Annotated in this window: 27 protein-coding genes; 19 read left to right on the top strand and 8 right to left on the bottom strand. The window is 42.6% G+C overall.

What is annotated here, in order from left to right:
• The 9 genes from rsrA to HOP08_07940 all read left to right on the top strand — a co-directional run bounded on the left by rsrA (window position 1) and on the right by HOP08_07940 (window position 9,493).
• The gene (gene rsrA, locus HOP08_07980) at window positions 1-267 is read left to right on the top strand and encodes a mycothiol system anti-sigma-R factor (GenBank protein NOT74854.1); all 267 of its coding nucleotides are present in this window, start codon (window positions 1-3) and stop codon (window positions 265-267) included.
• The gene (gene gmk, locus HOP08_07975; GenBank protein ID NOT74853.1) at window positions 264-833 is read left to right on the top strand and encodes a guanylate kinase; all 570 of its coding nucleotides are present in this window, start codon (window positions 264-266) and stop codon (window positions 831-833) included. Before rsrA ends, gmk begins: the two co-directional genes overlap by 4 nt.
• Before the next feature lie 74 nt (window positions 834-907).
• Window positions 908-1,492: a nicotinate-nucleotide adenylyltransferase gene (locus HOP08_07970; GenBank protein ID NOT74852.1), complete on the top strand. Its 585-nt coding sequence runs from the start codon at window positions 908-910 to the stop codon at window positions 1,490-1,492.
• A gap of 49 nt (window positions 1,493-1,541) precedes the next feature.
• The gene (locus HOP08_07965; GenBank protein ID NOT74851.1) at window positions 1,542-4,163 is read left to right on the top strand and encodes a carboxypeptidase-like regulatory domain-containing protein; all 2,622 of its coding nucleotides are present in this window, start codon (window positions 1,542-1,544) and stop codon (window positions 4,161-4,163) included.
• 62 nt (window positions 4,164-4,225) lie between these two features.
• Window positions 4,226-5,236 (top strand): tRNA 2-selenouridine(34) synthase MnmH, encoded by a 1,011-nt coding sequence (gene mnmH / locus HOP08_07960; protein NOT74850.1) that lies wholly within the window; start codon window positions 4,226-4,228, stop codon window positions 5,234-5,236.
• Entirely contained in the window at window positions 5,233-6,264 is a 1,032-nt protein-coding gene (selD, locus tag HOP08_07955; GenBank protein NOT74849.1) for a selenide, water dikinase SelD, read from the top strand. The genes mnmH and selD overlap by 4 nt, the downstream gene beginning before the upstream one ends.
• Before the next feature lie 61 nt (window positions 6,265-6,325).
• Window positions 6,326-8,347, top strand: a complete 2,022-nt coding sequence (locus HOP08_07950) for an SUMF1/EgtB/PvdO family nonheme iron enzyme (protein ID NOT74848.1) — start codon at window positions 6,326-6,328, stop codon at window positions 8,345-8,347.
• A 3-nt stretch (window positions 8,348-8,350) separates the two neighbouring features.
• The gene (locus HOP08_07945; GenBank protein NOT74847.1) at window positions 8,351-8,914 is read left to right on the top strand and encodes a sigma-70 family RNA polymerase sigma factor; all 564 of its coding nucleotides are present in this window, start codon (window positions 8,351-8,353) and stop codon (window positions 8,912-8,914) included.
• 6 nt (window positions 8,915-8,920) lie between these two features.
• A complete protein-coding gene (locus tag HOP08_07940) occupies window positions 8,921-9,493 on the top strand; it encodes a hypothetical protein (protein ID NOT74846.1) in 573 nt (190 codons plus the stop codon).
• Here the strand turns inward: HOP08_07940 and HOP08_07935 are convergent, their stop codons facing one another.
• The 6 genes from HOP08_07935 to HOP08_07910 form a co-directional block, all read right to left on the bottom strand.
• Window positions 9,494-9,685 carry a PspC domain-containing protein gene (locus HOP08_07935; GenBank protein ID NOT74845.1) on the bottom strand — a complete coding sequence of 64 codons (192 nt, stop codon included), beginning with the start codon at window positions 9,683-9,685 and terminating at the stop codon, window positions 9,494-9,496.
• 1 nt (window position 9,686) lies between these two features.
• Window positions 9,687-10,748: a hypothetical protein gene (locus HOP08_07930; protein ID NOT74844.1), complete on the bottom strand. Its 1,062-nt coding sequence runs from the start codon at window positions 10,746-10,748 to the stop codon at window positions 9,687-9,689.
• 26 nt (window positions 10,749-10,774) lie between these two features.
• Window positions 10,775-11,191: a 6-phosphogluconate dehydrogenase gene (locus HOP08_07925; protein NOT74843.1), complete on the bottom strand. Its 417-nt coding sequence runs from the start codon at window positions 11,189-11,191 to the stop codon at window positions 10,775-10,777.
• Window positions 11,192-11,203: 12 nt separating this feature from the next.
• On the bottom strand, window positions 11,204-11,974 hold the full coding sequence (gene lgt, locus HOP08_07920; GenBank protein ID NOT74842.1) for a prolipoprotein diacylglyceryl transferase: 771 nt from the start codon (window positions 11,972-11,974) through the stop codon (window positions 11,204-11,206).
• 48 nt (window positions 11,975-12,022) lie between these two features.
• A complete protein-coding gene (gene frr, locus HOP08_07915) occupies window positions 12,023-12,577 on the bottom strand; it encodes a ribosome recycling factor (protein NOT74841.1) in 555 nt (184 codons plus the stop codon).
• A gap of 68 nt (window positions 12,578-12,645) precedes the next feature.
• The gene (locus HOP08_07910) at window positions 12,646-13,353 is read right to left on the bottom strand and encodes a UMP kinase (GenBank protein ID NOT74840.1); all 708 of its coding nucleotides are present in this window, start codon (window positions 13,351-13,353) and stop codon (window positions 12,646-12,648) included.
• Between the two features lie 116 nt (window positions 13,354-13,469).
• Between HOP08_07910 and rocD the strand changes: the two genes are divergently transcribed.
• Window positions 13,470-14,714, top strand: coding sequence for an ornithine--oxo-acid transaminase (rocD, locus tag HOP08_07905; protein NOT74839.1), 1,245 nt, complete (start codon window positions 13,470-13,472; stop codon window positions 14,712-14,714).
• 6 nt (window positions 14,715-14,720) lie between these two features.
• Here the strand turns inward: rocD and HOP08_07900 are convergent, their stop codons facing one another.
• Together HOP08_07900 and HOP08_07895 are read right to left on the bottom strand one after the other, a co-directional pair.
• Window positions 14,721-15,503, bottom strand: a complete 783-nt coding sequence (locus tag HOP08_07900) for a sulfite exporter TauE/SafE family protein (GenBank protein NOT74838.1) — start codon at window positions 15,501-15,503, stop codon at window positions 14,721-14,723.
• A gap of 149 nt (window positions 15,504-15,652) precedes the next feature.
• A complete protein-coding gene (locus HOP08_07895) occupies window positions 15,653-16,342 on the bottom strand; it encodes a septal ring lytic transglycosylase RlpA family protein (protein NOT74837.1) in 690 nt (229 codons plus the stop codon).
• Between the two features lie 156 nt (window positions 16,343-16,498).
• Here HOP08_07895 and guaB point away from each other — a divergent pair, with 156 nt between their 5' ends.
• From guaB to HOP08_07850, 9 genes are all read left to right on the top strand, one after another.
• Complete coding sequence (gene guaB / locus HOP08_07890) at window positions 16,499-17,971, top strand: IMP dehydrogenase (protein NOT74836.1); 1,473 nt, start codon at window positions 16,499-16,501, stop codon at window positions 17,969-17,971.
• Window positions 17,972-17,986: 15 nt separating this feature from the next.
• A complete protein-coding gene (locus HOP08_07885) occupies window positions 17,987-18,178 on the top strand; it encodes a hypothetical protein (GenBank protein ID NOT74835.1) in 192 nt (63 codons plus the stop codon).
• 41 nt (window positions 18,179-18,219) lie between these two features.
• Complete coding sequence (locus HOP08_07880) at window positions 18,220-20,046, top strand: SpoIIE family protein phosphatase (GenBank protein ID NOT74834.1); 1,827 nt, start codon at window positions 18,220-18,222, stop codon at window positions 20,044-20,046.
• 33 nt (window positions 20,047-20,079) lie between these two features.
• Window positions 20,080-20,430, top strand: a complete 351-nt coding sequence (locus HOP08_07875) for an STAS domain-containing protein (protein ID NOT74833.1) — start codon at window positions 20,080-20,082, stop codon at window positions 20,428-20,430.
• On the top strand, window positions 20,414-20,827 hold the full coding sequence (locus HOP08_07870; GenBank protein ID NOT74832.1) for an ATP-binding protein: 414 nt from the start codon (window positions 20,414-20,416) through the stop codon (window positions 20,825-20,827). The genes HOP08_07875 and HOP08_07870 overlap by 17 nt, the downstream gene beginning before the upstream one ends.
• A 76-nt stretch (window positions 20,828-20,903) precedes the next feature.
• On the top strand, window positions 20,904-22,853 hold the full coding sequence (locus tag HOP08_07865) for a peptidylprolyl isomerase (GenBank protein ID NOT74831.1): 1,950 nt from the start codon (window positions 20,904-20,906) through the stop codon (window positions 22,851-22,853).
• Window positions 22,854-22,888: 35 nt separating this feature from the next.
• On the top strand, window positions 22,889-23,746 hold the full coding sequence (locus HOP08_07860; GenBank protein ID NOT74830.1) for a peptidyl-prolyl cis-trans isomerase: 858 nt from the start codon (window positions 22,889-22,891) through the stop codon (window positions 23,744-23,746).
• Window positions 23,727-25,058 carry a peptidylprolyl isomerase gene (locus HOP08_07855; protein NOT74829.1) on the top strand — a complete coding sequence of 444 codons (1,332 nt, stop codon included), beginning with the start codon at window positions 23,727-23,729 and terminating at the stop codon, window positions 25,056-25,058. Before HOP08_07860 ends, HOP08_07855 begins: the two co-directional genes overlap by 20 nt.
• Before the next feature lie 42 nt (window positions 25,059-25,100).
• Window positions 25,101-26,072, top strand: coding sequence for a MoxR family ATPase (locus HOP08_07850; GenBank protein ID NOT74828.1), 972 nt, complete (start codon window positions 25,101-25,103; stop codon window positions 26,070-26,072).
• Window positions 26,073-26,074: the final 2 nt, after the last annotated feature.

Genomic DNA, 26,074 nt, shown 5'->3' with positions numbered 1-26,074 from the left:
ATGAGCCTACCAACCAATCCATTTGTGTCAACAACAGGAAAGAAGCCTTCCTGCATGGAGATGCTTCAACTCATTCTTGACGGACAGGATTCTCCTGAACAACGTGAGTACTTCAAAACACACATGGACAATTGCATGCCATGCTTTAAATCCTATCACCTTGACATGACGATCAAGGAATTACTAAAATCAAAATGCTGTGGGGGAGATGCTCCGGATGAACTGGTAGCAAAGATTAAAAGTCAGATCTCCCAAAACATTTCATAATGGCGGGAAAGGCATTGATTTTCTCCGCTCCTTCCGGTTCCGGAAAAACAACCATTGTTAAACATCTTCTTAGCACAAACCCTGGATTGGGTTTTTCTATTTCTGCGTCTACCCGCGACAAGCGGGGTCGCGTGGAAGAAGATGGAAAGGATTATCATTTCTTAAGTCCGCAGGAATTCAAGAAGAAGATTGATGACAATGAATTCATTGAGTGGGAAGAAGTGTATGCGGGTAATTTCTACGGCACTTTGAAATCTGAAATTGACAGGATCTGGGCAGAGGGAAAAGATGTGATCTTCGATGTTGATGTAAAGGGTGGTATCAGTCTTAAGAATTATTTTGGAGATAAGGGCTTGGCCATTTTTGTAAAAGTTCCTTCTCTTGAAGTCCTGGCACAAAGGCTCAATGACCGCAGCACAGAAAGTTCTGACAGCATATCCCGCCGTCTTTTCAAAGCATCTTTTGAGATGACTTTTCAGGACAAGTTTGATAAAGTGCTGGTGAATGAAAATCTGAAAGAGTCTTTAGCGGAAGCGCAGAGATTGTACGACGAGTTTAAGAAATAATTATTCGTTAGCATTTCCTTTTTCGCCAGATAAGCCGCCGCGATCAACGAATAACAATTCCTATCTTTAGTGCCATGACCCCTTCTCAAAAAATCGGTCTTTTCTTTGGTTCATTTAATCCCATTCACATGGGACATATGATCATTGCCAATATCATGGCAGAGAATACAGATCTTACCAAAGTCTGGTTTGTCGTTTCTCCCCAAAATCCTTTCAAGCCAGCAAAAGGTCTTCTACATGAATTTGACCGTTATGATCTGATCAAAGCGGCGATCGCGGATAATTATAAGCTGGAAGTTTCTGACGTTGAGTTTCATCTTCCCAAACCAAGCTATACGGTTGATACACTTGCTGTCCTTACGGAGAAACATCCTGGCAAGACTTTTAAAGTGATCATCGGTGAGGATAACCTTACGAATTTTGAAAAGTGGAAAAATCACGAGCATATATTGAACGAATTCGGACTTTATGTTTACCCTAGACCGGATGTAACAAATTCTGATCTGAAACGTCACCCGAACGTGAAAATGGTAGATGCTCCCTTGCTGAATATTTCAGCAACTTATATTCGTCAATGCCTGCAAAGCAATAAGTCAGTCCGGTATCTCGTTCCTGAACCGGTCGAGCAAATGCTGAGGCTTCGTAATTTTTACAAGTAAAGTAGCACCAAATGGCAACTCCAAAAGCTTACTTTGCGTCTTCCCTGAAATGAACAGATTACTGATCGTCCTCTTTTTGCTTGTCTCTGGTTTCGCCGCTGATGCAGGCGGAATTCGTGGTATCATCAAAGGTGATGATGGTGCTCCTCTTGCCTTTGCCACGATCTATGTTAAGCAAACCGGTTCTGGGGCGGTTAGTGATACGCAGGGTCAGTATGAGGTTGCTCTTGCCAATGGTCATTATGATTTGGTTTTTCACTATCTGGGGTTTGAAACGCAGAGTCAATCGGTTGACATAAAGGATGCATTCATTGAAATAAACATTACGCTGAAGACGCAGGTCATTCAATTGCAAAGTGTGACGATCAAAGCGGGCAAGGAAGATCCGGCTTACACGATCATGCGCAAAGCCATCGCGAAGGCAAAGTATCATACCCAACAACTGGATAGCTATACCGCAAAAGTTTACATAAAGGGAAAGGGCAAGCTGATCGATTATCCATGGATTGCCAAGAGAGCTCTGGAGAAGGAAGGCATCACAAAGGACAGGGTTTTTATACAAGAATCAGTAAGTGAGATCAAATACACACGCCCCAATAAATTCGAAGAGAAGGTAATCGCTGTTTATACGAACGGAAACAATCGCAACTCCTCTCCGAATGCATATGTGTTTGGAAGTTTGTACGAACCTGAGATTGCAGAGACTGTTTCCCCCTTGTCACCAAAATCATTTTCATATTACAAATTTGAATACCTGGGATCTTTCAAAGACAGGACGTATGAGATCAGTAAAATAAAAGTAACACCCCGCTCGAAGGGCGATAATGTTTTTGATGGCACCATCTATATCGTGGAGGACTGGTGGAGCATTCACAGTGCGGAGTTGAATGCTACAAAAATGGGCATCAAGATCAATATTAAATCGATCTATAATCCTATCGAAGACAAGGCATGGCTGCCGGTATCGCAGAAGTTTATCATTGAAGGAAGAGTATTTGGTTTTGAGTTTGTGGCGGACTACCTCGCTACTGTAAAGAATTATTCCATTACTCTTAATCCCGCACTTCCACAGGAGATGACAGTGATTGATGAAACAGTTCAGAAAGAACAGGCGAAGCAGATTGAGAAAAAATACAGCAAGAAAGGTCAGCAGCTTCAGCAGCGCCTTGAATCCGGTAAAGATGTGACTCGAAAGGAATTGAATCAACTTGTGAAAGAGTATGAGAAAGCGGAGAAGAAAGAACAAAAAGAACCTGAAGTAATTGAAGAAACATCCTATAAAGTTGATTCACTGGCGTACAAGAAAGATTCAACGTTCTGGACGGAAATGCGTCCTGCAAAGCTGACAAAGGAAGAAGAGCGTGGATACCATGTTTCAGACAGCATCTCTACCGTTCAGAAGAAAAGAGAAGAGGGAGATTCGCTGAAGCCTTCAAAGAGCAAGGGATTTCAGCCATGGGATTTATTACTCGGCGACCGTTATTCAATATCGAAGACTGAGGATTTTCAGATTCACACTCCCTTTGGAGGATTCAATACAGTTGAGGGCTATAACCTTATTTACCGCATCGGCTATCTTAAAAGATGGGTAAAGCGTGACTCTTTAAATCCGGATGCTCGTCCCAGAACCTCAAGACTGGAGATCACTCCGATCGCACGTTATGCTTTCGACAGGGATGTCTTTTCCGGAATACTGCGTGCAGATTATCGATCGCAAAAAAGAAGAATCACACTGGAAGGAGGAAGATATGTTCAACAGTATAATCCTGAAGATCCTATTCATCCGATCATCAATACTTTTTCAACACTCCTTTTCAAGGATAACCTGATGAAGATCTATGAGCGCAACTATGTAGATCTCAAGTGGCGTGAACAACTTGACGAACGATTCACGGTTTATACTCAATGGACCTGGGCACATCGTAGTGAGCTGTTCAATAATACCGGATATACGATTATCAACTATCGAGAGAAAGAGTACACTCCCAATGCACCTGTCAATGCTGAATTGACAGACACGGGCTTTGCAGCGCATAATGCATTTACAGGACTGGTAGGAATTGAAGCTCGTCCATGGCAGAAATTCAGAATTAGAAATGGACGGAAGTTCCGCGTCAACAACTCGTCACCGATCTTTAAGGCAGAATATCGCAGTGGCTTTGGTGCGCTGGACAGCGATGTGAAGTTTGAGCAAATCGAAGTCGGGTACAAGCAACAGATCAAATTCGGAATAAGAGGAACTCTTGACCTTGCTCTTAAGGGCGGAACGTTCCTCAACACGGATAAAATGTACTTCATGGATTACGAGCATTTTCTCGGTAATCGTACCGCAATCATTACTACAGACCCGGTTGGAAGCTATCGCCTGCTTGATTATTATGCTTACAGCACGAAAGACAAATACTTTACGGCCAACGTGCATTATCACTGGAGAAAGTTCTTGATCACACGAATTCCATATGTCCGCCTTCTTGGAATCACAGAAAATATTTTTGTTAATTATTTGTACACACCTTCTTCCAAAAACTATACAGAAGTGGGTTATGGGCTTGATGGAATCCTGAGAGTGTTCCGTCTTGAATTTGCCACCTCCTTCCAGAACGGAACATACACTGAAAGCGGTTTCCGTATCGGCATAGCCTCTACAATCGGTGTCAACTTCAACGATTAGTTCGCATTAAGTCCGGAACAGTAATTCCAAAATTCAAAATGGTAGATTTGTTTTGAACAAGCATGGCCATTTCAATTCAGGACTTTTTGGATCTGCGGAAAAATCACACCGTAGCAGATGTTCGCTCCGAAGGTGAGTATGAATCAGGGCATATCCGTGGAGCGGTTAATATTCCACTTCTTAATAATGAAGAGCGGGTTGTTGTCGGAACGGCCTACAAACAACAAGGACAGCAGCAGGCGATCAGTGAGGGGTTTCGTCTTGTAGGCCCGCGATTGCATGAGATCATCCAGGCAACAAAGGAGATCTCGAACGGAAAAGATATCATTGTGCATTGCTGGCGTGGAGGAATGCGCTCCAATAACTTTTGTCAGTTCATCTCTATGGCAGGTATCAAATCCCAGTCACTGGCAGGAGGGTATAAATCCTACAGAACACTGGCACTTGAATCTTTTAAGAAGCCTATGCAGATCATCCTGTTGGGTGGCTGCACCGGGAGTGGGAAAAGTGAGATACTGAGAGAACTTGCAAAGCAAGGTGAACAAATTCTGGATCTGGAGAAACTCGCACGCCATAAAGGTTCTGCCTTTGGTGGCCTGATGATGCCACAACAACCAACGACAGAGCAATTTCAGAATGATCTGTTTGAAGAAATACTGGATCTTGATGTATCCAAACGAATCTGGGTAGAGGATGAATCAATTGCCATTGGAAAAATATTTCTGCCACATGATTTCTGGCATCAAATGACGATCAGTCCGTTGGTTCAGATGGATGTATCTAAAGAAGTACGGATCCAACGCCTGGTAAACGAATACGGCCATGCGGATCGTGATCTGTTCCTTGAGATCATGGGGAAGATTGTAAAGAGATTGGGAGGACAACATTATAATGCAGCAAAGGAAAAGCTGATGGAAAATGATATGTTTTCTGTCATGGAAATACTTCTGACATATTATGACAAGGCTTATCTGGGCAGTATTTCTAAAAGAAAAGAAAAAATAAAAGATATTGTTCAATGGGATGGGGAAAGCCCGGCGACCTTTGTAAATCAATTGCGTAAGCGTCTATGACTTCTATCAAACTAACTCAATACTCTCACGGCGCAGGCTGTGGCTGCAAAATTTCACCGGCAGTGCTTGATACCATATTGCATTCTGATCTTCCGAAAGCAAAATTCCCATCCTTGCTGGTGGGAAATGAATCAAAGGATGATGCTGCCGTGTATGATCTTGGAAACGGAACCTGCATAGTAAGCACTACTGATTTTTTCATGCCCATCGTGGATGATCCATTTACGTTTGGTGCGATCGCTTCTGTCAATGCGATCAGTGATGTTTATGCCATGGGAGGAAAACCATTTATGGCGATAGCAATTTTAGGCTGGCCCATTAATACAATCCCTCCAGAGATTGCGAAGGAAGTTCTGGAAGGTAGTAGAAAAATCTGTGCTGAAGCAGGCATTCCTTTGGCGGGTGGTCACAGCATTGATTGTCCTGAGCCGGTGTTCGGATTGGCGGTAAGTGGCCAGTTGAAGAAGGAAAATCTCAAGCGAAATGATACGGCGAAAGCTGGATCTATTCTTTACCTCACAAAGCCGATAGGAATTGGCATTGTAACTACCGCCCAGAAAAAAGGAATTGTTTCTGAGCAGCATTTGAAGGAAGCAGTTGATACGATGCTGACGTTGAATACGATCGGTGGTGAGTTTGGTCAGCTTGAATATGTAAACGCCATGACGGATGTTACTGGCTTTGGCTTACTTGGACATTTATGTGAGATGTGTGAGGGAAGCAATCTCTCTGCGGAGATTGAGTTTGATAAGGTTCCGAAATTTGATTTTCTGGAAACTTACATACAGCAAAAATCAATGCCAGGGGGCACGCAGCGAAACTGGGAAAGTTATGGAAGCAAGATCAGTTCCATCGATGATCGTCAAAGGGTGATTCTGGCTGATCCTCAAACGAGTGGAGGTTTGCTGGTTTCTGTGGACTCTGACAAGGCAACTGAATTTGAGCGCTTCGCAACAGGATGCGGACATGAACTGAAACCTTTCGGCAAGCTGGTAAAAAAATCGCAGCATGTAGTTCATGTGAAATAGTTGCGTGTTGGACTGAACCATTTGTCAGGCGATGTGTACAGCACCAAAACAAACATCTGCTATGAAATACTTTGTATGTGTCACGTTGGTCTTTTTTAGTCTTCCTCTATTCGCTTTGGATGGTGCCGAAACTATTGCTCCGAAAACCAGGATCATTAAATCTTTAAGCTGGTATTCTGATCAGGCAGATCGATGGGAAGAAAAAGTAAGACAAGAACCTGCGAATGCTGATGCATGGTTGAATTTTTATGCTGCTTCGCGCTATTCTCAAAAGTCACTTGCCAGTCTAAGCAGCATTGCAAGTCAGGCTCAAAAAGTTATTTCCGGAACGTTTGAAGCGAAGCTTATCCAGGCATTGAATGAAGGCTATTCTGAAAATTCAATGAAGCTTTTGATGGAGGCTTATGCAATGAAGCCCCAACAATCCGCAACCTATGGACCATTGATGCTTGCGAATGAAATTCGCATGAATACTGCTGATAGAAAAGAATTTGGAAGTAAACTTCTGAGCAGCGGTCAGGTCTCCCAGGCATTACTCAGCTATAGCTACAATGTGCTGATGTCAATCGAAAGCAGCGCAGTTCTGTTTATTGATGGTGATAACACAACGCTTCCGTTATTCATATTACAGGATGTAATGAATGTTAGAAAGGATGTAACGGTATTGAGCCTTGATCTCCTTACATCAGAAGCATACCGCACTCAGAAATTAAAAAACAGTTCGCTGGAATTTTCTTTAGGATCAGGTGATGAGGATATTAAAAAGATGATTTGTTCTGGTTTGCCAGAGCAGAATCCATCAAAGAAATTTTATTATGCATTAACGATTGGTGGAAATAATATCTCTTCTATAAATAATGAGCTTTATGTTGTAGGACTTGCTTCCCAGCACAGTAAAGCACGGCTTGATAACATTTCAGTTATTAAGGAAAATCTTGAAAAGAGATTTATGCTGGATTATCTGCGTGTAGATTTTAATGGTGAAAACGAATTTTCTGCAGGGAAAGTAATGAGTTCAAATTATCTGATCTCCATGCTTTTGCTGAATGACCATTATGTAAAGACGGGTGAGCTTGGAAAGGCAGAGGAACTGAAAAAACTGGTAGCGAAGATTGCTGCTGAAACCGGAAAGCAGGCATTGGTTGAGAACTTTCTTCATCGTGAGGAAGAAGTACCGCTTGCTCCTCCGGTAATAATTTCTCTGGATCTTAAGAAAATGGAAGTTTCGTTGAGACAGGTGAAGGACAATCTCTATGCATACAACACGGAGGTTACGAATGCTCAGTATAATCTCTTCCTGAATTATCTGAAGACCAATCATCTCACAGATACTTACGAAAAGGCGAAAATTGATCTTTCACAATACGATAAAACTTCGCAGGCCTTCTTCAACGGATATCATACCTATCTGGATCCGGCAATTAAAACAAGGGGTTCAGTGACCCAACGCACTAACTTTCGAAACTATCCCGCTGTTAATATTTCTTACGAAGGTGCGATCGCGTATTGTGAATGGCTTACTGAACAATACAATGGAAATGCAGATCGCAAGTATAAGAAAGTAAAGTTTCGCTTGCCTACTGTAAAAGAATGGCAGATCGCTGCCCTGGGCTATGTTGACTTTGCATCCTGGAATCTTGATGAGAACACTGTTAAGGTTACGATCCCACCGCCAGGAAATGAAGATGAGATTGTGAAGGGAAAGGAAACGGTCATTCCTGTTGACAACACGGTTCTTTATCCATGGTTTAAAGCTTATAACTATCGCAACAAAGCCCAGAACAGAAGAAATTGTTTTCTTGGAAACTTCAAAGCGCCTGAAGATTGTAAACCATGTGCTTCACCAAGCGTAGGTATGGATGGCTACAGTATGATGGGACCAGTCGCATCTTACTTTCCTAATGGAATGGGTTTATTCGATGTCGTGGGTAATGTTGCTGAAATGACAGAGGAGAAAGGAAGAGCTGCCGGCGGAAGCTGGAACCACTCACCGGATGAATCAACCATCCGGAGCATCAATGAGTACAAAGGACCAGATGCGACTATTGGATTCAGGATATTCATGGACATCATAGAGAAGTAAGAAATGTTTCAAAACCGATGGACAGCATTGTCCGATGAGGAATTGATGAAACACATACAGTCCGGTCAGGAGCGTGCTCTTACCGAACTGTATGGTCGTTACAGTAAGAAGCTTGTCCGGTATTTTCACCGCATGCTGTGGAAGGATGAAGCAATGGCTCAGGATTTTCTACATGATCTTTTTCTGAAGGTGATTGAAAAGCCTTTGATGTTTGATGCAGAGAGAAGATTTTCCACCTGGATATATTCAGCTGCCTTTAACATGTGCAAGAATGCTTATCGCAAACAATCCTTCCGGGAAACGGCGAAAGATAACTTCCTGCCTGCAGCTGAGATATTTCAACCGGATGTTGACCACAAAGACTTTAAGAAAGTCCTGGAAAATGTTTTAACTCAATGTGAGGAGTCAGATCGTAATCTGTTTGTCTTACGCTATGAACTCGATATACCCTTTGCGGAAATAGCTTCCATCCTGGAGTGTCCGGAAGGAACTGTTAAGTCAAGACTTTTTTATCTGAAGAAGAAAATTGCGCATAAACTGAAAGCTTACAACCCTGCCATAAATTAGAAGACAATGAAAAGTGAAGAAGAAAAGCTGGAGCAATTGGTCCAGCAAAAAGAATTTGATCAGCTGACAATTACTGAAAAGGAATTTGTCATTCGTATGCTTGGCTCAGAAGAAGAATTTGCTGCCATGAAATCTGTGGAATCAAAACTTGCGACGGGGGTTGCGAAGTCAGTTATAGATCCTGATCCCGCGGTACTTCTTTCATTAAAAAGTATTCTGAAAGAGAAGAGGCAGGAGAATTCCATCTGGGCGAAGGTATTTAGCACAAAGGTGCCTGCTTATGTGTCTGCATTGCTTGTAATTTTCTCGTTGGGAATTGGATTCATGATTGGATTGCCTTCCGGAAATAAAATTCCGGCAACCTCCGTTTCTGCTCAGATAAAGATTGATACCGTGTTCATTACACGTGTAGATACTGTCATTAAAAATCAGGTGATCTACCAACAGGTAAGAAGTTCACGTCCATCACAGGCGAAAACAAATGTTGTTATTCCAGACAGGGTGACTGCTCTTCCAGTGGGGGTGAGCATGAAGGATAAGGAAGAACTTAATAAACTTTTGGTTTCTGGAAGCGATTAATTAAACCTCTTCCGGAACGATCGCCCACATCACTGCATACAGGATACACATAGGTATGAGTGCAGTGATAAATCCAATAACCACTATTCCAATCCTTACCAGCGAAGGATCCAGTTTATAGAATTCAGCAATGCCACCGCAGACACCTGCGATCATTCTTTCATTCCTTGAGCGGGTTAATCTCTTTTCCATATCAGGCGTCACTTCTTTTTGTTGATTCAATTTCCATGATCAGGTCAGGGCCATATCCCATAGATGGAGTTTGATATCCGGCCTTGAAATCTCCCTTCATGATCTTCTGAGCAATCAGGACTGCGGTCTTTGCGGTAAGAGCGTAACCGCTTACAGTTTCCAATCTACTAATGCATTCTTTTCCAGAGTTATCCCAGACTTTTCCCCAGAGGTAGCTGCGGGCTCCCTGAAGTTTATCGTCGCTGGGTCCTGCTGGTTGCTTGTCAATTTTTTTGAGCATGATATTTTTTACCCACTGCATCCGCAGCAACCAGCCGAGATAATTGCTTCGCTTTGCATTGGTCACCATTTGTTTGGTAGCTCCCGTATAAACTTCAATGTTTGGAATCCCTGTGCTCCTCCAGGCAGTAGCAATATCTCCCCACGGAATACAGATAGTTAATGTTTTGAATGCGCCGAAATCTATTTCCATAGATTTTGAACCCATTGGGATGGTAATCAGTTTTCCATCTTTTCGAACAGATCCTCCATAGCCTAATCCTTCCGTCATACTTTTTTTAGTGCCGCGTGACAGTCCACCTTTCGACATTGTAAAAGCTAATTGCAAATGTGTAGCAGAGGGCAATCGGTTTTTCAAATGAAGTGCAAGACAGTCAGATGGAACCACATCAAAGCCAGTTCCGGGCATGATGGTAATGTTTGCCTCTTTTGCTTTATTATCAAGTAAGGAAAGAGATTCAAATACCTGGTACTCACCAGTGATATCTGTGTAATGTGTTTTTGTAGCCAGGCAAGCGTCGCTCATCGTTTTGGCTGTGTGGCGAAATGGACCACCGCAATGGATCACAACTGCAGCAGGCTCCAGTAATTTTTTTAAACCTTCCAGATCATCGCTGGCTACTACCTTGTAGGGATATCCGGATTGTTCACTTTGTTTTTTTAATTGTTCTTCATTCCTGCCGGCAAGAACAACTTCAAGATTTTTACTGCGGCATTCGTTGACGATTAACTTGCCTGTATAGCCGTAAGAACCGTACACGACGATGAGTGAAGAATTTTTCACAATGCGATGATTTATTTTTAATAGAACTACTTGACTCTTTCGACTTCCGTCACAAAATATTTTGTATCACCACGCCATGGGAAGGTCATGTAATGTTTTTTGAAATGAAGATTTACGCGTTCTCCGCTTAATGCAACCTCTTCCAGTGTTTTGATGATAGTGTCCTGATGTCCTTCGACAGAGAAATCAAATGATTCTGCGATAGGACTCGTTCCTTTCAAGGCTCCGAATGTGTCAAGGTTAAGCTTGCCTTCATACGTTTTAAATAATACACCCTTTTCGCTGATGCGAAGAACCTTTCCCGCCAGAACCCCCTTTTCAAAAGTTACGAAGTAGAGAAAGGCGAAGATTGCTACGCCAAGAATGACAACAACAAGAAGTATTTTTTTCAAGGCACTTGTGGTCTTTCGTTTGACGCGTTGGCCGAAGCTTTCGTTTTCCATGAAGATGATGTATTAGGCACCCAATTTAGCTTTTCTGCGGGTAACATAGAAATACAGTGCACCGGCGATCAGGAGGATGGAAATGAATTGTGAATTGGATAAATAATCCTGGATGATAAAGCCCCGTTCGATATCGCCGCGGAAAATTTCAATCACCGCCCGTCCTGCAGCATACAGCATGAGATAGATAAGGAATAGTTGTCCTTCGAATTGCTTTCTTCTTTTAATAATCAACAGCAAAATCAATATGAAAACGATATATCCTGCCTCATATAGCTGCGTAGGATGCAGGGGTGTGTTAAGTGGTTCTGCCTGACAAACGGGGCTGGTAAAAACAACTTGAAAGAATCCATCGGTAGGTTTGCCGTAACAGCATCCTGCCATGAAGCAGCCAATCCTTCCGCAGGTATGAAGAATGCAGATCACAACAGCCATGACATCCAGCATTGACCACACTGGAATTTTGTGTTTCCTGAAAAACCACAGCATAAGAGGAATGCATGTGATCAGTGATCCGTAAAAAACAAAACCGTTTCCTGAAAGAAGTTTTAATGGATTTGAAGTGTAGTATGAAAAATCCTCGAATATGATAAAGAGCTTTCCCCCGACAATACCGCCGGCAACGATGATGAGAAACAATGTATTGGATTGATCAGTGGTAATTCCGAATTGCTTTTTCCCTTGCCAGGCCATGTAAATGAAGCCCAGCACAGCACCCATTGCAATGCAAAATCCGTACGTGTAAATGGTGTAAGAGCCAATCTCAAATAATACCGGATGCATGAGAATGTTCCTGGGTGAAGTTATAAATCTACTGGCCGGGGCATCACACTAGACCGTCATGATCTCTGCTTCTTTCTTCTTGCTGAGTGCATCGATCTTTGCGATAAATTCATCGGTAAGCTTTTGAACACTTTCTTCTGCACCTTTCACATCATCTTCAGGAGCTCCTTTGATCTTTTTCAAAGATTCATTTGTCTCTTTTCTAACACTGCGAATGCTCACCTTTCCCAATTCACACTCAGAATTTACCTGTTTCACAAGTTGCTTTCTTCTTTCTTCTGTGAGCATCGGAATGCTGATGAATACCTGCTGGCCGTCACTCTGTGGAGTAAGTCCAAGGTTAGCGGCCATGATCGCCTTTTCAATTTCAGGGATAGAACTTTTCTCCCATGGTTTTATGAATAATGTTCTTGGATCAGGTGAAGTAATAGAGGCAATCTGATTCAGTGGACTCATAGCGCCATAATATGAAACCAGGATACCATCCAGCATCGAGGGATTTGCTTTTCCTGCTCTGATCTTTGTAAGCTCATGGCTGACATGATTGACAGCTTTATTCATTTGCTCACGCGCATCTTCAAGATATAACTCAATCTCTTCCATGGTTCTTTATTTTGATCCTCAATTAATATGTCGAACATTCACATGAAGTGAATGTCAATGGCAAACCGTTAGCTAATAAGCGTACCCGCCTCTTCACCCATCACCACTTTCAAAAGATTTCCGCCTTTGTTCATATCAAACACAATGATCGGCAGCTTATTTTCCATGCACAGCGTGAAAGCTGTCATGTCCATAATATTCAGATTCTTTTCATAAGCTTCCTGAAAAGAAAGCTCTTTGTATCGAGTTGCATCCGGAAATTTTTCAGGATCCTTGGTGTAAACACCGTCAACCCGTGTTCCTTTCAACACAACATTTGCCTGAATTTCTATTGCGCGAAGACTCGCAGTTGAGTCTGTTGTGAAATAAGGATTGCCAATACCTGCACCGAAAATAACAATCCTTCCTTTTTCGAGGTGACGAATAGCTCTTCTTCTTATGAACGGTTCACAAACCTGCTCCATTTTAATTCCGGACATCAAGCGGGTGTAAAGACCCTGACGCTCGAGAGCACTCTGAAGTGCCATGGCATTGATCACTGTGCCCAGCATCCCCATGTAATCTCCCTGAACCCTATCGATTCCAAGAGCTTCTGCCTGACCACCCCTGAAAATATTTCCTCCTCCTATAACGATTGCCAGCTGTATCCCCTGATCTTTTACCAGCTTTATCTCCTTTGAGTATTGCTCCAGTACCTCATGGTCAATGCTGTTGGTTTTGGATTTACCCATCAGCGATTCACCGCTGAGCTTCAGGACGAGACGTTTGTATTTCATGTATAGGATAGATTTTACAAATATGTTGAGGATTTTCCTGAATGAAAAGCATTCTCGGATCAACGGCTTCAAACGTTCGATCTTTCCTGAGTATCTTTAAGGCTAAACCGATTTTTATGGTGGATTCTTTCACTTCCGGGCGTGAAGCCATTCAGCTTGAGGAAAAATACGGTGCCCACAACTACCATCCGCTGCCGGTAGTATTATCAAAAGGTGAAGGTGTTTTTCTGTGGGATACTGAAGGGAAAAGGCATTACGATTTTTTATCAGCTTACAGCGCTGTAAATCAGGGGCATTGTCATCCACGCATCATTCGTGCACTCATTGATCAGGCTCAGGAACTCACATTGACATCCCGGGCATTTTATAATGATAAGCTCGGCGTTGCGGAAAAATATATCTGCGAAACCTTCGGATACCAGAAAGCCCTGTTCATGAACAGTGGTGCAGAAGCAAACGAGACCGCGATTAAACTTGCCCGCAAATGCGGCTATACTAAAAAAGGAATACCTGAAAATCAGGCGGTGATTGTAGCAGTTAAACAGAATTTTCACGGTAGGACAACAACTATTATTTCTGCTTCAACAGATCCATCTTCACAGCAAGGCTTCGGACCTTTCATGCCTGGATTTGAAATTGTGGATTATGATAACATCAAGGCTTTAGAGAAAGCCTGTGCTAATCCAAATGTTTGTTCATTATGGATCGAACCCATTCAGGGTGAAGCAGGAGTATTTGTTCCACATGATGGATATTTGAAAGCTGCTGAGAAGATATGTCGTGACAACAATGTGTTGTTGATGATGGATGAAATTCAAACAGGCATTGCGCGTACCGGAAAAATGCTTGCTTCCGATCATGAAGGAGTTCGTGCCGATCTGCTCATCCTCGGTAAGGCACTGAGTGGAGGTGTTCTTCCAATATCCTGTGTTCTTGCAGATGATGACATCATGCTGGTGATTAAACCAGGTGAACATGGTTCTACTTTCGGTGGTAATCCATTAGCAGCAGCAGTAGTGGTAGAAGCACTGGAAGTAATCAAGGATGAAAAGCTTGCAGAGAATGCAGAGAGACTCGGAAAAATTTTCCGTGAAAGAATGAATTCATTGATTAAGAAAACTCCATTGATTAAACTCGTAAGAGGTAAAGGATTACTGAATGCTATTGTCATCAACGATTCTACGGAAAGTGAGACCGCCTGGAATCTTTGCCTTGCTTTCGCAAAGAATGGATTGCTGGCGAAACCAACGCATGGAAATATTATCAGACTTGCGCCGCCATTAGTGATTACAGAGGAGCAGATTCACGAAGCGTGTGACATTATTGAAAAATCGGTAACTGAGTTTGCCATCAGTCGCTAGAAATTTCTAACGCAGTTCACGGAAAAGGATATAGCATCCCATCATCAGCGTTATCCACCCGAAAGCTTTTTTAAGCTTTGTACTTGCAATGCGTTTTGATAATCTGTTGCCGATGATAATCCCAAGGATAGCCAACGCACTTACCGAAAGTAAAAAAGGCCAGTCCATAGTATAGTTCATCAGATCACCTGCGAAACCAAGCAGGGAATTGATGCTGATAATAAATAATGAAGTTCCTACTGCTGTTTTAAAAGGAAGTCCGGTAAGAAATACCAAGGCGGGAATAATCAGAAATCCTCCACCAGCTCCTACAAGCCCTGTCAGAAATCCGATCAAGGCTCCTTCCACAATCACAAGGAATGTTCTGAAACGTTGGTTGGTGGAGATGGGATTTTTTTTCCCGCGAATCATAGGTATTGCAGCCAGCACCATCAATAAAGCGAAGATTCCCAACAGCAGCAATCTCTTGGTGAAGACGAAGTCGCCGGAAGTGAATAGTATATCCGGAATTGCAGGAACGATCCATCGTCTTGTGCAGAAAATACTAATGATGGAAGGGATGCCGAAAAGAATTCCTGTGCGAAGATTGACCAGATGCTCCCGATACTTTGGAATGGCTCCTGCCAGACTAGTAACCCCGACAATAAATAATGAATAAGCTGAGGCCAGCACCGGCTCCATGTTAAACAGATAAACCAAAATGGGAATGGATAAAATGGAACCACCGCCTCCCAGTAACCCAAGTATCAGTCCTATAAGAATGGAAGCACAGTATCCGAAAATCTCCACGCAGTTGTATTTGTTGGAAAACTATCACCCCTTCCGCTTTATTGGAAGAGATTTATGATAAAATGAAAGTCTATGGGGATGGTTGGGTATCCGTTTTCACGATCATTATCTCTCAACCAAAAGAATTCTCAACCAGTGTTGACCTCTTGTTATTTCATCTTATTGAACTCTGCAATAAATGCATCTGGATATTTAGGCTTGATCTGAGCCAGGAACTTATCCGCTTTATCCCGGGTTGAGAATTGCCCAAGGATGATGCTGTAATATTTTACACCGTTGAGAATTTTCACCTGAACAACAACTTTCTTTTTATAAGATCCTTTAAGGTTGTCGGATAGTCTCATCAGGTTTACCAATTCCTGATACGTTCCTATCTGAACACCAAAGCCTTTTGGCTGCAGCCGCTCTATTTCGAAATCATAAAACTCCTTCTCGTCTACAGTAACACGATCAATGGCTTTGACTTCCATTCCGCTCTTGCCGTCACCTGCATCGACAACTTCGATCTTAACTTCTGCAAGTCCCATGTGAACGAAGCCAAGTTTTTCAGCAGCTGATTTAGAAAGATCGATGATGCGGCCTTCAGCGTATGGGCCACGATCGTTGACAACCACCTCAACTGTCTGACTGTTGGAGATATTGGTGACACGCAGCTTGGTTCCGAAGGGTAAAGTCTTGTGTGCTGCTGTTAATTTGCTGTGCTTGTACTTCTCTCCACTGGCTGTCTGGCGGCCCTCAAATTTGTCGGCGTAGAAAGAAGCTTTTCCTGTCTGAAAGACCTGCGCGAATAAGGAGCTTGTTAGAAAGGCAAGACAGATTATAAAAAATAGTCTCTTCATGCGTCAAATATAGCTTTTGATCCTTTGAATCTGAATAGTCACTGCTGTTTTCAGATAAGTGACATATAAATGAGTTGAATCAAATTCACATTAGCGAATGACCTCATTTGCCATTAGCTTTGCCCGGCAAATAATAGATCCTAAATCTTGTTTGCCATGGCCTTAGATTCTGCCAAGTTCCTCTTTGAAGCCCTCACATACGATGATGTGCTCCTGGTTCCAGCGTATAGCGACGTGCTTCCCCGCGAAACATCCACCGCTACGTACCTGACCAAAAATATTAAGCTGAATATTCCGATTTTGTCTGCGGCCATGGACACCGTCACAGAGTCCGCCCTGGCGATTGGGATGGCTCTTGAAGGAGGCATTGGGTTTATCCATAAGAACATGAGCATAGAGGCCCAGGCAGACCAGGTGCGCAAGGTGAAGCGCTCCCAGAGCGGACTGATTCTCGATCCCGTCACACTTCGCATTAATTCTACTGTGCGGGATGCTGAAAAAATAATGCGTGAATTCAAGATCGGTGGAATTCCTGTTATTGATGAAAATGGCAAGCTTGTGGGGATCATCACAAACCGTGACCTGAGATTTCAGAAGGATATGACGATTCCAGTCAACGATATCATGACAAAGGAAAATCTTATCACAGCGCCTGAAGGAATTACACTCGAACAGGCTGAGATTTTGTTACAGGATTATAAGATTGAGAAGCTGCCCATCATTAATAAGAAGGGCAAGCTTACAGGGCTTGTTACCTATAAAGACATTCTTAAAAAGAAAAATAAACCGAATGCTTGTCAGGATAAATTCGGAAGACTGAGAGTTGGTGCTGCCGTTGGAGTCACTGCCGATATTATGACGCGCATTGATGCCCTGAAAGCAGCCGGTGTGGATGTCATCAGCATTGATACAGCACATGGTCATTCAAAAGGTGTGATTGATGCTGCCAAACTTGTAAAGAAGAAATATCCGGGACTGGATCTTATTGTTGGAAATATTGCAACCGGTGAAGCTGCTAAAGCTTTGGTGAAAGCGGGAGCAGATGCCATTAAAGTTGGTGTAGGTCCGGGGAGCATTTGTACTACCCGCGTCGTTGCAGGCGTTGGACTTCCTCAATTGTCCGCAGTGTATGAGGCGGCAAAAGCAGTGAAGGGTTCAGGAGTGAAGATCATTGCTGATGGAGGTATTCGTTTTTCAGGAGATATGGTAAAGGCCATTGCTGCCGGGGCAGATTCGATTATGATCGGATCGATGCTGGCAGGAACTGATGAAGCTCCGGGAGAAATGATTATCTATGAGGGAAGAAAATTCAAGTCATATCGTGGAATGGGATCTATAGAAGCTATGGATGATGGCTCGAAAGACCGATATTTCCAGGACGCAGAGGATGATATCAAGAAATTGGTTCCGGAAGGAATTTCCGGAAGGGTTCCCTTCAAAGGATTGGTTTCAGAAGTGTTATATCAGATGGTAGGGGGGTTAAAAGCAGGTATGGGTTATTGCGGTGCCAAAAACATTGAGAAACTCAAGCAGGCCAAATTCGTAAAGATCACAGCAGCTGGTGTAACCGAAAGTCATCCACATGATATTTCGATCACCCGTGAAGCGCCAAACTATAGCAGAAAATAAATTGACAGACAGAAGTTGAAGACCAAAGCACTTACCCGATTAGCATTTCTCGGGGCCGCTCTATCGTGGCTGGTGATGATCTTTTCAGATGTCATGGTCTTGTTCAGTGACCTGAAGGGACTTACTCCGGATGTGCCGCTTTGGCTCCCGAAGGTCATGCTTGATCTGTATGTAGTGAGTCTTTTTACTACTACAAATTCAAGGTAGAACGTGATGAGTCGCTCAACTTCACAGATCTTCTTTGGAGAGTGTTTGCTACCGGACTTGTAGCTACCGTAATCTCCCTTTCATTCAGGATGTTGGATTTCCTTTTGGGATCCACTCAACTCTCTTCCAATATTTTTTATGTCGAAGTAGAGTACATCGTAAATCTGGGCTTGATGCTCAGTTTCCTTATTGCTGCAGCAACATGCTGGAAGCGATTGATCCTGTATCAGAAATCGAAATGGCTGATTCGCGGTTGGTGGGTTTTTGAAGTTGCATTCTTCCTTATTTTACTTTCAGATAATCTTCGCATTCTTCTTCAGGAATGGTTGATTCTTTCCATCAGCATTTTTACAGGCCTCCTGGCATTGGTCTTATCCGCAAATATGAAGTGGGTTGCTTACCTCAACTTCAAACAGAAATGGACAAGTCTTTTGCTTTTACTGCTATCTTTCTTTTACCTGGGATATTTCTTTTACACGGCCAATAAATTCTCAGAAGAAATAAGTGCGCAATCAACGGCTTTCCTTGCCTTCCGTGGACACGTATTCAATATCTATCTGTTTTCATTCGTGATGCTCTATAGCATTTTTTCATTTTTGGTAATCCTGTTTAATCTGCCAACCTCTTCTGTATTCGAACAGAAACTTGAGGAGGTTGTGAATTTTCAGCGCATCAGTCAATCTGTTCAAACAGAACAAAGTGAGGAAAGTGTTTATAAGATTTTATTGGAAAGTTCCGTGAGCTCCGTCTTTGCAGATGCTGCCTGGCTGGAAATTAAAAGTGAGCAGCAGGAGAAGGCGCTTCAGACATATCAGATCACTGAAGAGGATGCCAGAAAGATTCAGGAGCATCTTGGCATGCGGAATGTGAAGGGTATCCTTGATCAAAGCAGTGATAAGACCAAAAATCTTTCAGAACATCTGGCGTCGTTGAGAGGAACACGCTTCCGCTCTTTGATGGCCTTCCCTGTTTTGGTGAAAGGTGAGAAGATCGGAACACTTGCGTTGTTAAAGGAATTGCCGGAAGGTTTTAACAAGGAGATGACTCAAATTGTCTCTGCCTTTGCGAACCAGGCCGGTATCTCTATTGAGAATTTCAGGTTGTTGAAAGAGGCTATTCAAAATGAACGTTATAAAGAGGAATTAAAAATTGCCAAGACTGTTCAAAGCAGTCTCCTTCCGGATAAGCTGGAGAAAGATGCTGACTTTGATATCTCAGCATTTTCTGAATCTGCTGATGAAGTAGGAGGTGACTACTATGACACGCTTCGCATCAGCGACCATCAGGTGGGATTGATCATTGCTGATGTTTCAGGAAAGGGAACTACGGCTGCTTTTCACATGTCGCAGATGAAGGGAATTTTCCATAGCCTTTCACAGCAGGCACTGGCTCCAAAAGAGTTTATGATAAGGGCTAATCAGGCTTTGCGGTATTGCCTTGAGCGAGGCTCATTTATTTCAGCAACCTACTTTGTTGTTGATTCAAGGGAGAAGAAGATATTCTATTCACGTGCGGGTCATTGCCCGGTATTGATTTATCGTGCAGCGGCTCAAAAGGCAGAATACCTTGTTGACAAGGGCACCGCTCTTGGTATGGTAAAGGGAAAAGACTACTGCAATTTTGTTGAGACGAATACTATTCCTTATTCCAGCGGCGACGTGATGGTGCTCTTTACAGATGGAATTACAGAAGCCAAAAATCAAAAAGGAGAAGAATTTGGGCTTGAGCTTTTGAAGGAAACGATCGTGGAGGGGGTAGCGAATAGCCCGAAGGATATTCAGGATCATTTGATCAAAAAGCTGTACCAATACACCGGAACTGAGGAAATTGATGATGACTACACAACCATGATTGTGAAGTTTCAATAGAGAACATTAAAAAACCAAATACGTTTAAAACCTATGGTTCACATCAAAAGACTGCAAGAAGACGGAACCGACATTTTGGCGGTCGTAGGGGAAATTGACGCCAGTTCCTCCATTGAACTTGATCTGGCCATTGCCAAAAGTGTTGGCGAGGGATCGACGAAAATTCTGGTGGATTGTAGTGCTTTGGAGTACATCTCCTCAGCCGGGTTGGGAGTGTTTATGTCTTATATCGAAGAGTTTCGTGATAAGAATATTCACATGGTTTTATTTGGCATGAAAGAGAAGGTGATAAACACTTTTCAAATACTTGGATTGGCAGACTTACTTCACATCAGCACTACGAAACAAGAGGCAAAGAAATTTATAAATGACCTATCAGCATAACATCGGCTGCAGCCTGGAAAACCTCAAGGGCGTGCGCGACTTCATCAGGAAGTCGTTGCGTGGCCATGTTGCGTCCGATGTAGTATTGAATGAGATCATTCTCGCTCTTGATGAGATGTGCTCCAATCTGATGATCCATGCACACCAATGCAATCCCGATCATAGTATTGAAATGAAGATCAACATTCCTCAAAAAGGTAAAGTGATTTTTGAAATTGTTGATGATGGTGAGATGTTTGACATCAATCGCTTCCACCAACCTGAAATTGATAATCTGATTCACGAAAAAAGAAAAGGCGGCCTTGGTATACGCCTTGTGAAATCAATTATGGACGAAGTCGTCTACACTACCCACAATGGACGCAATGTCTGTCGCCTCACCAAGAAAATAGGCTAACGCGATTTCCGGGGCCTCAGCCCGTTTCCCCATTCTCGTTCTTCTTTCTATTTTTGCACGTTTTAACAATTTAATTGTGCGGAAAGCCTTATTCATTCTAATAGTGTTGGTGGTAGCGGGGCAGGTAGCAGCGCAGTCGTCAGAGAAGAAATCAAAACCTCTTGTCCTCTTTACGGTTAAGAATACTCCTGTTTATACAGATGAGTTCATCTATCTCTATAAAAAGAATCATCTCAACAAAGAAGATTTTACAGACAAAAAGGTAAATGAATACATTGACTTATTCGTCAACTTCAAGCTGAAGGTGATGGAAGCCAAATCACGTGGATTGGATACCACAGTAGCTTTCATCAAAGAGTTTAAGTCATACAAGGATGAACTGAAGAAACCTTACCTCGCCGAGAAAGATGAGCTTGATCGTTTAACAAAAGAAGTCTATCAAAGACTACTGGAGGAAGTTAAAGCTTCGCACATATTGGTTTTCGTAAAACCGGATGCTGCTTCTGCAGATACGTTGGCGGCACTTTCAAAAATTCAATCCATTCGTACCAAAATTGTGGCGGGGGGAAAATTCGAGACTGTCGCTAAGGAACTCTCTGAAGATCCTTCGGCTAAAAGCAATGGTGGAAGCCTAGGATATTTCACAGCCATGCAAATGGTTTATCCTTTTGAACAAGCAGCTTATAATCTGAAAGTGGGAGAGGTATCGCAACCGGTTCGTACACGATTTGGCTATCACCTGATCACATTAGTTGACAGAAGGCCTGCCCGTGGTGAGGTGGAGGTATCACACATTATATTAAGAACTGGCTCACCTGATGATAAGAAGGTGAAGAATAAAATTCTTGAGATTTATGATCAGCTGCGTGGGGGCCGGAGTTGGGATGAACTATGCAAGGAGTATTCAGAGGATCAATCTACTAAGGATGCTGGCGGCAAGTTGAGACCTTTTGGCGTTGGAGCGTTGTCCAACATACCCGAATTTGAATCCATCGCATTTTCCTTAAAGCCTGGAGAAATATCGGATCCTTTTCAGACTGCCTATGGCTGGCACATTGTGAGATCGGAGAGAAAAATCCCTGTTCCTTCATATGAAGATCTGAAAGACGGGCTTCAGAAAAGGGTTGCCAGAGATGAGCGTTTGCAACAGGTCGGTAAAAAGCTGATGGAAGAAAAAAAGAAGCAGTTTGGATATTCTGAAAATACTTCTGTGAAAAATGACCTTCTCAATTCGGCTGATTCTTCTCTGCTGAACGGTAGATGGAAGTATAAAGGTGCTGCATCCCTTAAAGCCCAAACGTTATTTACTCTGAACAGTAAAAATTATCAGGCGGGCCAGGTGATTGCTTTCGTTGAGAAAAGTGAAGAAACCTCTCCACCCATTTCGCCTTCGGCCTACATGAATCAACTCTACAATCGATTTGTAGAAGAAAGATTGTCAGAAGCTGAAGATGAGAAATTAATGGCGGAAAAACCTGACTTCAGGAATCTGTTAACGGAATACAAGGAAGGAATTCTTCTTTTCACCATTATGGAAAAAGAGATCTGGACTAGAGATGCTGGTGATACTGTTGCTCTTCGGAAAATTTATGAACAGAATAAAATGAAGTATACCGCAGGCGAACGTGTTCATGCCAGGATATTTACAACGAGCGATAAGGTTTTTCTTGAGCAGGTAAAGAAGAAGATTGCCAATGGAGATTCATTGAAGAAAGAAGATCTAAAGAAATTCAAAACAGCTCAACCTTTCAGAAATTATGCTAAAGGTGAAAATAAGGCAGTGGACAAAGCGGGCTGGGCAATTGGCCTACACTACACAGAGATTGATGGAATTCATTACATGATTGAGATGACAAATCTTGTTCCGCCTGGAATTAAAAGTTTTCAGGAAGCACATGCACAGGTTGTTTCTGATAGCCAGGAATTGCTGGAAAAGAACTGGCTGGCAGAATTGAAACTTAAATACCCTGTGAGGATCAATAATAAAGGCAAAAAGTTCGTTGTACTTGAACTGACCAAAAAGTGAAAATCAAAAATCTTTTTAATGCTGGAGTATGGATGATGATGGCATGTATTGTCGTTGTATCCGGTTGCGATCTGATTCGGGTGAAAAAGGATGAGCAAGTCAATACGCCTGCGCGGAAAGCTGTTGCCCGCGTAAGTGAAAAATTCCTTTATCAGGATGAACTTGTTGGAATTGTCGATCAGAACTCAACGGCAGATGACAGTATTGCCCGGGTAACGGCTTATATCAACAGTTGGATTCGTAAACAGCTGCTCATTGAAGAAGCAATGAAACGCATCAATATCAATGAAGCCGAGGTTGAGAGAAAAGTTCTTGACTACCGTTACAGTCTTATTGGATATGAGTATCAGAATTTTTATATCCAGCAACATCTCAATGATAGTATTTCAGAGAAAGACATAGAAGATTATTATCGGGGTCACGTAGATAACTTCATTCTTAAACAGAACATTGTACGCGGAACGTACATGAAGGTTCCTAAAACAGCGCCTCGTACGAATAAGGTTAAGGAAATGATCTTCTCCCGAAAGGAAAAGGACCAGAATGAATTGAAATCATACTGCCTAAGTTTTTCTGTTGCCTATCATTTGAGTGACAGTGCCTGGATTGCTTTTGATAAGCTAACTGTCAATTCACCGATGGCAGAAATTCCTAACAAAATCCAGTTTTTAAAGACCAATCCATTCTATGAAACCAGCGATGCGGACTTTTTGTATTTCCTTAAAATCGACGACTACAAAATTTCTGACAACGTTTCGCCGTTAGAATTCGTGAAAGAAGACATTCGAAATATTCTCTTAAACAAAAGAAAAGTAGAACTTGCGAGGACATTGGAGGATGAAGTGTATGAAAACGCGGTCAAACAGAAGAATTTTGAGATTTTTAATCAGTAGCCTCATACTTATTGGGGTATGGCAGAGTGGTTTCTCGCAAGAAACCAAGGGTTTTGTAGCGGATAAAATCATCGGGAAAATTGATAATTATATTATCCTGCGCTCAGAGCTGGAAGGTGCTTTCCAGAATTATGTGGCCAACGGCGGCAGCTCTTCTGAAGAATCGAAATGCGCGCTTCTCAATCAATTGGTAGTTCACAAAGTTTTGGTTGCAAAAGCAGAGATTGACTCAGTGATCGTGACCGATCTTGAAGTAGATAACAATACACAACAGCGGATGAATATGATCCTTCAGAGCTCAGGTAATTCTCCTGAACAGCTGGAGCGCACTTACGGAAAGTCATTAGATCAAATACAGCTTGAATTGCGTGATCAGATCCGGGAACAGATGTTGGGAAATGAGATGCAAAAGAAGATCACAAAAGATCTTAATGTTACACCTGCAGAAGTGAAAAGATTCTTCAATAAAATTCCTTCAGATAGCCTTCCATTCTATTCAGCAGATGTTGAAGTTGGTCAGATCGTTCGTATAGCAAAGATCAGTCCGTCACAGGAGCTTGAGACAAAGAAGAAACTAAGTGAAATTCGCGATCGGATACTTGCGGGCGAAGATTTCACTGAACTCGCTAAAAAGTATTCTGAGGATCCAAGTGTTGTACAGAACGATGGTAACATGGGATATGTTGGACGCGGAGCAATGGTTGCTGAGTATGAGGGAACTGCCTTCAGAATCAAAAAGGGTGAGATTTCTCAACCGTTTAAATCTCCGTTCGGATTTCACATCTTACAGCTTTTGGACCGCCGGGGTAACGAATACAACTCCCGTCACATTTTGATTGCGGCAACTCCATCGCCTACGGATATTCAAAGAGCGGAAAAATTTCTGGACAGTTTGCGTAGAAAAATCGTGAAAGACAGTATCAAATTTGAGAAGGCTGCAATTGAGTTTTCAGATGATCAGCGCTCAAAAGGATTTGGTGGATATTTTACGCACGAAGACGGAGGATCAAAGGTTTCTATAAAAGATCTGGATCCAGTTGTTTATTTCACGATTGACAGCATGAAGGAAGGCACCATTAGTAAACCTATTGTTTACAGAACTGATGACCTGAAAAGTGCTGTCCGTATTTTATATTTTAAGAAGAGACTGTTGCCACATCAGGCGAATTTAAAAGATGATTGGCACCGTATTCAAAGCGCTGCATTAGGACAAAAGAGAGACAAGATGCTGGATAAGTGGTTTGTGAAAGCCCGTCAGGATGTGTTTATCAAATTAGATCCTGCGTATAACGGGTGCAGTATTTTAGACTAGTATTATAGGTCCAACCCGGTCTGGCCGGTAACTCAACAGCGGATGCAAAAATTTTCAAATGACGTAGAGGCTGCCAATTCACTGGCAGAATCCTATCAAAAACTAAAAAAGGAAATTGCGCGCGTCATCATCGGTCAGGATGAAGTAGTGCGTCTGGTTCTTACAGGAATTTTTTGCCAGGGTCATTCATTGCTCGTTGGAGTGCCTGGGTTGGCCAAAACATTGCTGGTTCAGACAATCGCCAATGCACTGGATCTGAATTTCAAACGAATTCAGTTTACGCCTGATCTTATGCCTTCTGATATTGTTGGAGCAGAGACGATGGACAAGGAGCGTAACTTTAACTTTGTAAAGGGGCCTGTGTTTGCCAACATCGTGCTGGCGGATGAGATTAACCGGACACCTCCTAAAACTCAAGCAGCCTTGCTTGAGTCAATGCAGGAATATTCTGTAACGATTGCAGGGAATCGTTACGATCTTCCAAGACCATTTTTTGTACTGGCTACACAAAATCCAATTGAACAGGAGGGAACCTATCCATTACCGGAAGCACAGCTTGACCGGTTTATGTTCAATATTTTTCTTGACTATCCAACATATCAGCAGGAGTTGAATATTGTAAAGATGACTACTGCCGATAGTGTTAATTCTGTAAGTAAGATTCTGAGCGCTGATGATATTCAATATTTTCAACATCTCGTTCGCCGAGTGCCCATCGCTGATAACGTAGTTGAGTTTGCTGTAAAGCTGAGCCACATCACCCGCCCTGGAAAGAATGGTTCGGCGATCGCCAATGATTATTTAGAATGGGGAGCTGGTCCTCGGGCATCGCAGTTTTTAGTGCTCGGGGCAAAGTGCAATGCATTGCTCAATGGTAAATACTCTCCTGATATTGAAGATGTAAAGAATGTTGCAAGTGCTGTGCTTCGTCATCGCATCGTTCGAAACTTCAAAGCTGAAGCGGATGGGATGACAGTAGATGCAATTATTGAGAAACTGATAGCTTCGGTGTAAAA

This window comes from Cyclobacteriaceae bacterium, assembly GCA_013141055.1.
GTDB lineage: Bacteria > Bacteroidota > Bacteroidia > Cytophagales > Cyclobacteriaceae > ELB16-189.
This window is presented reverse-complemented; position numbering and strand designations above follow the sequence as displayed.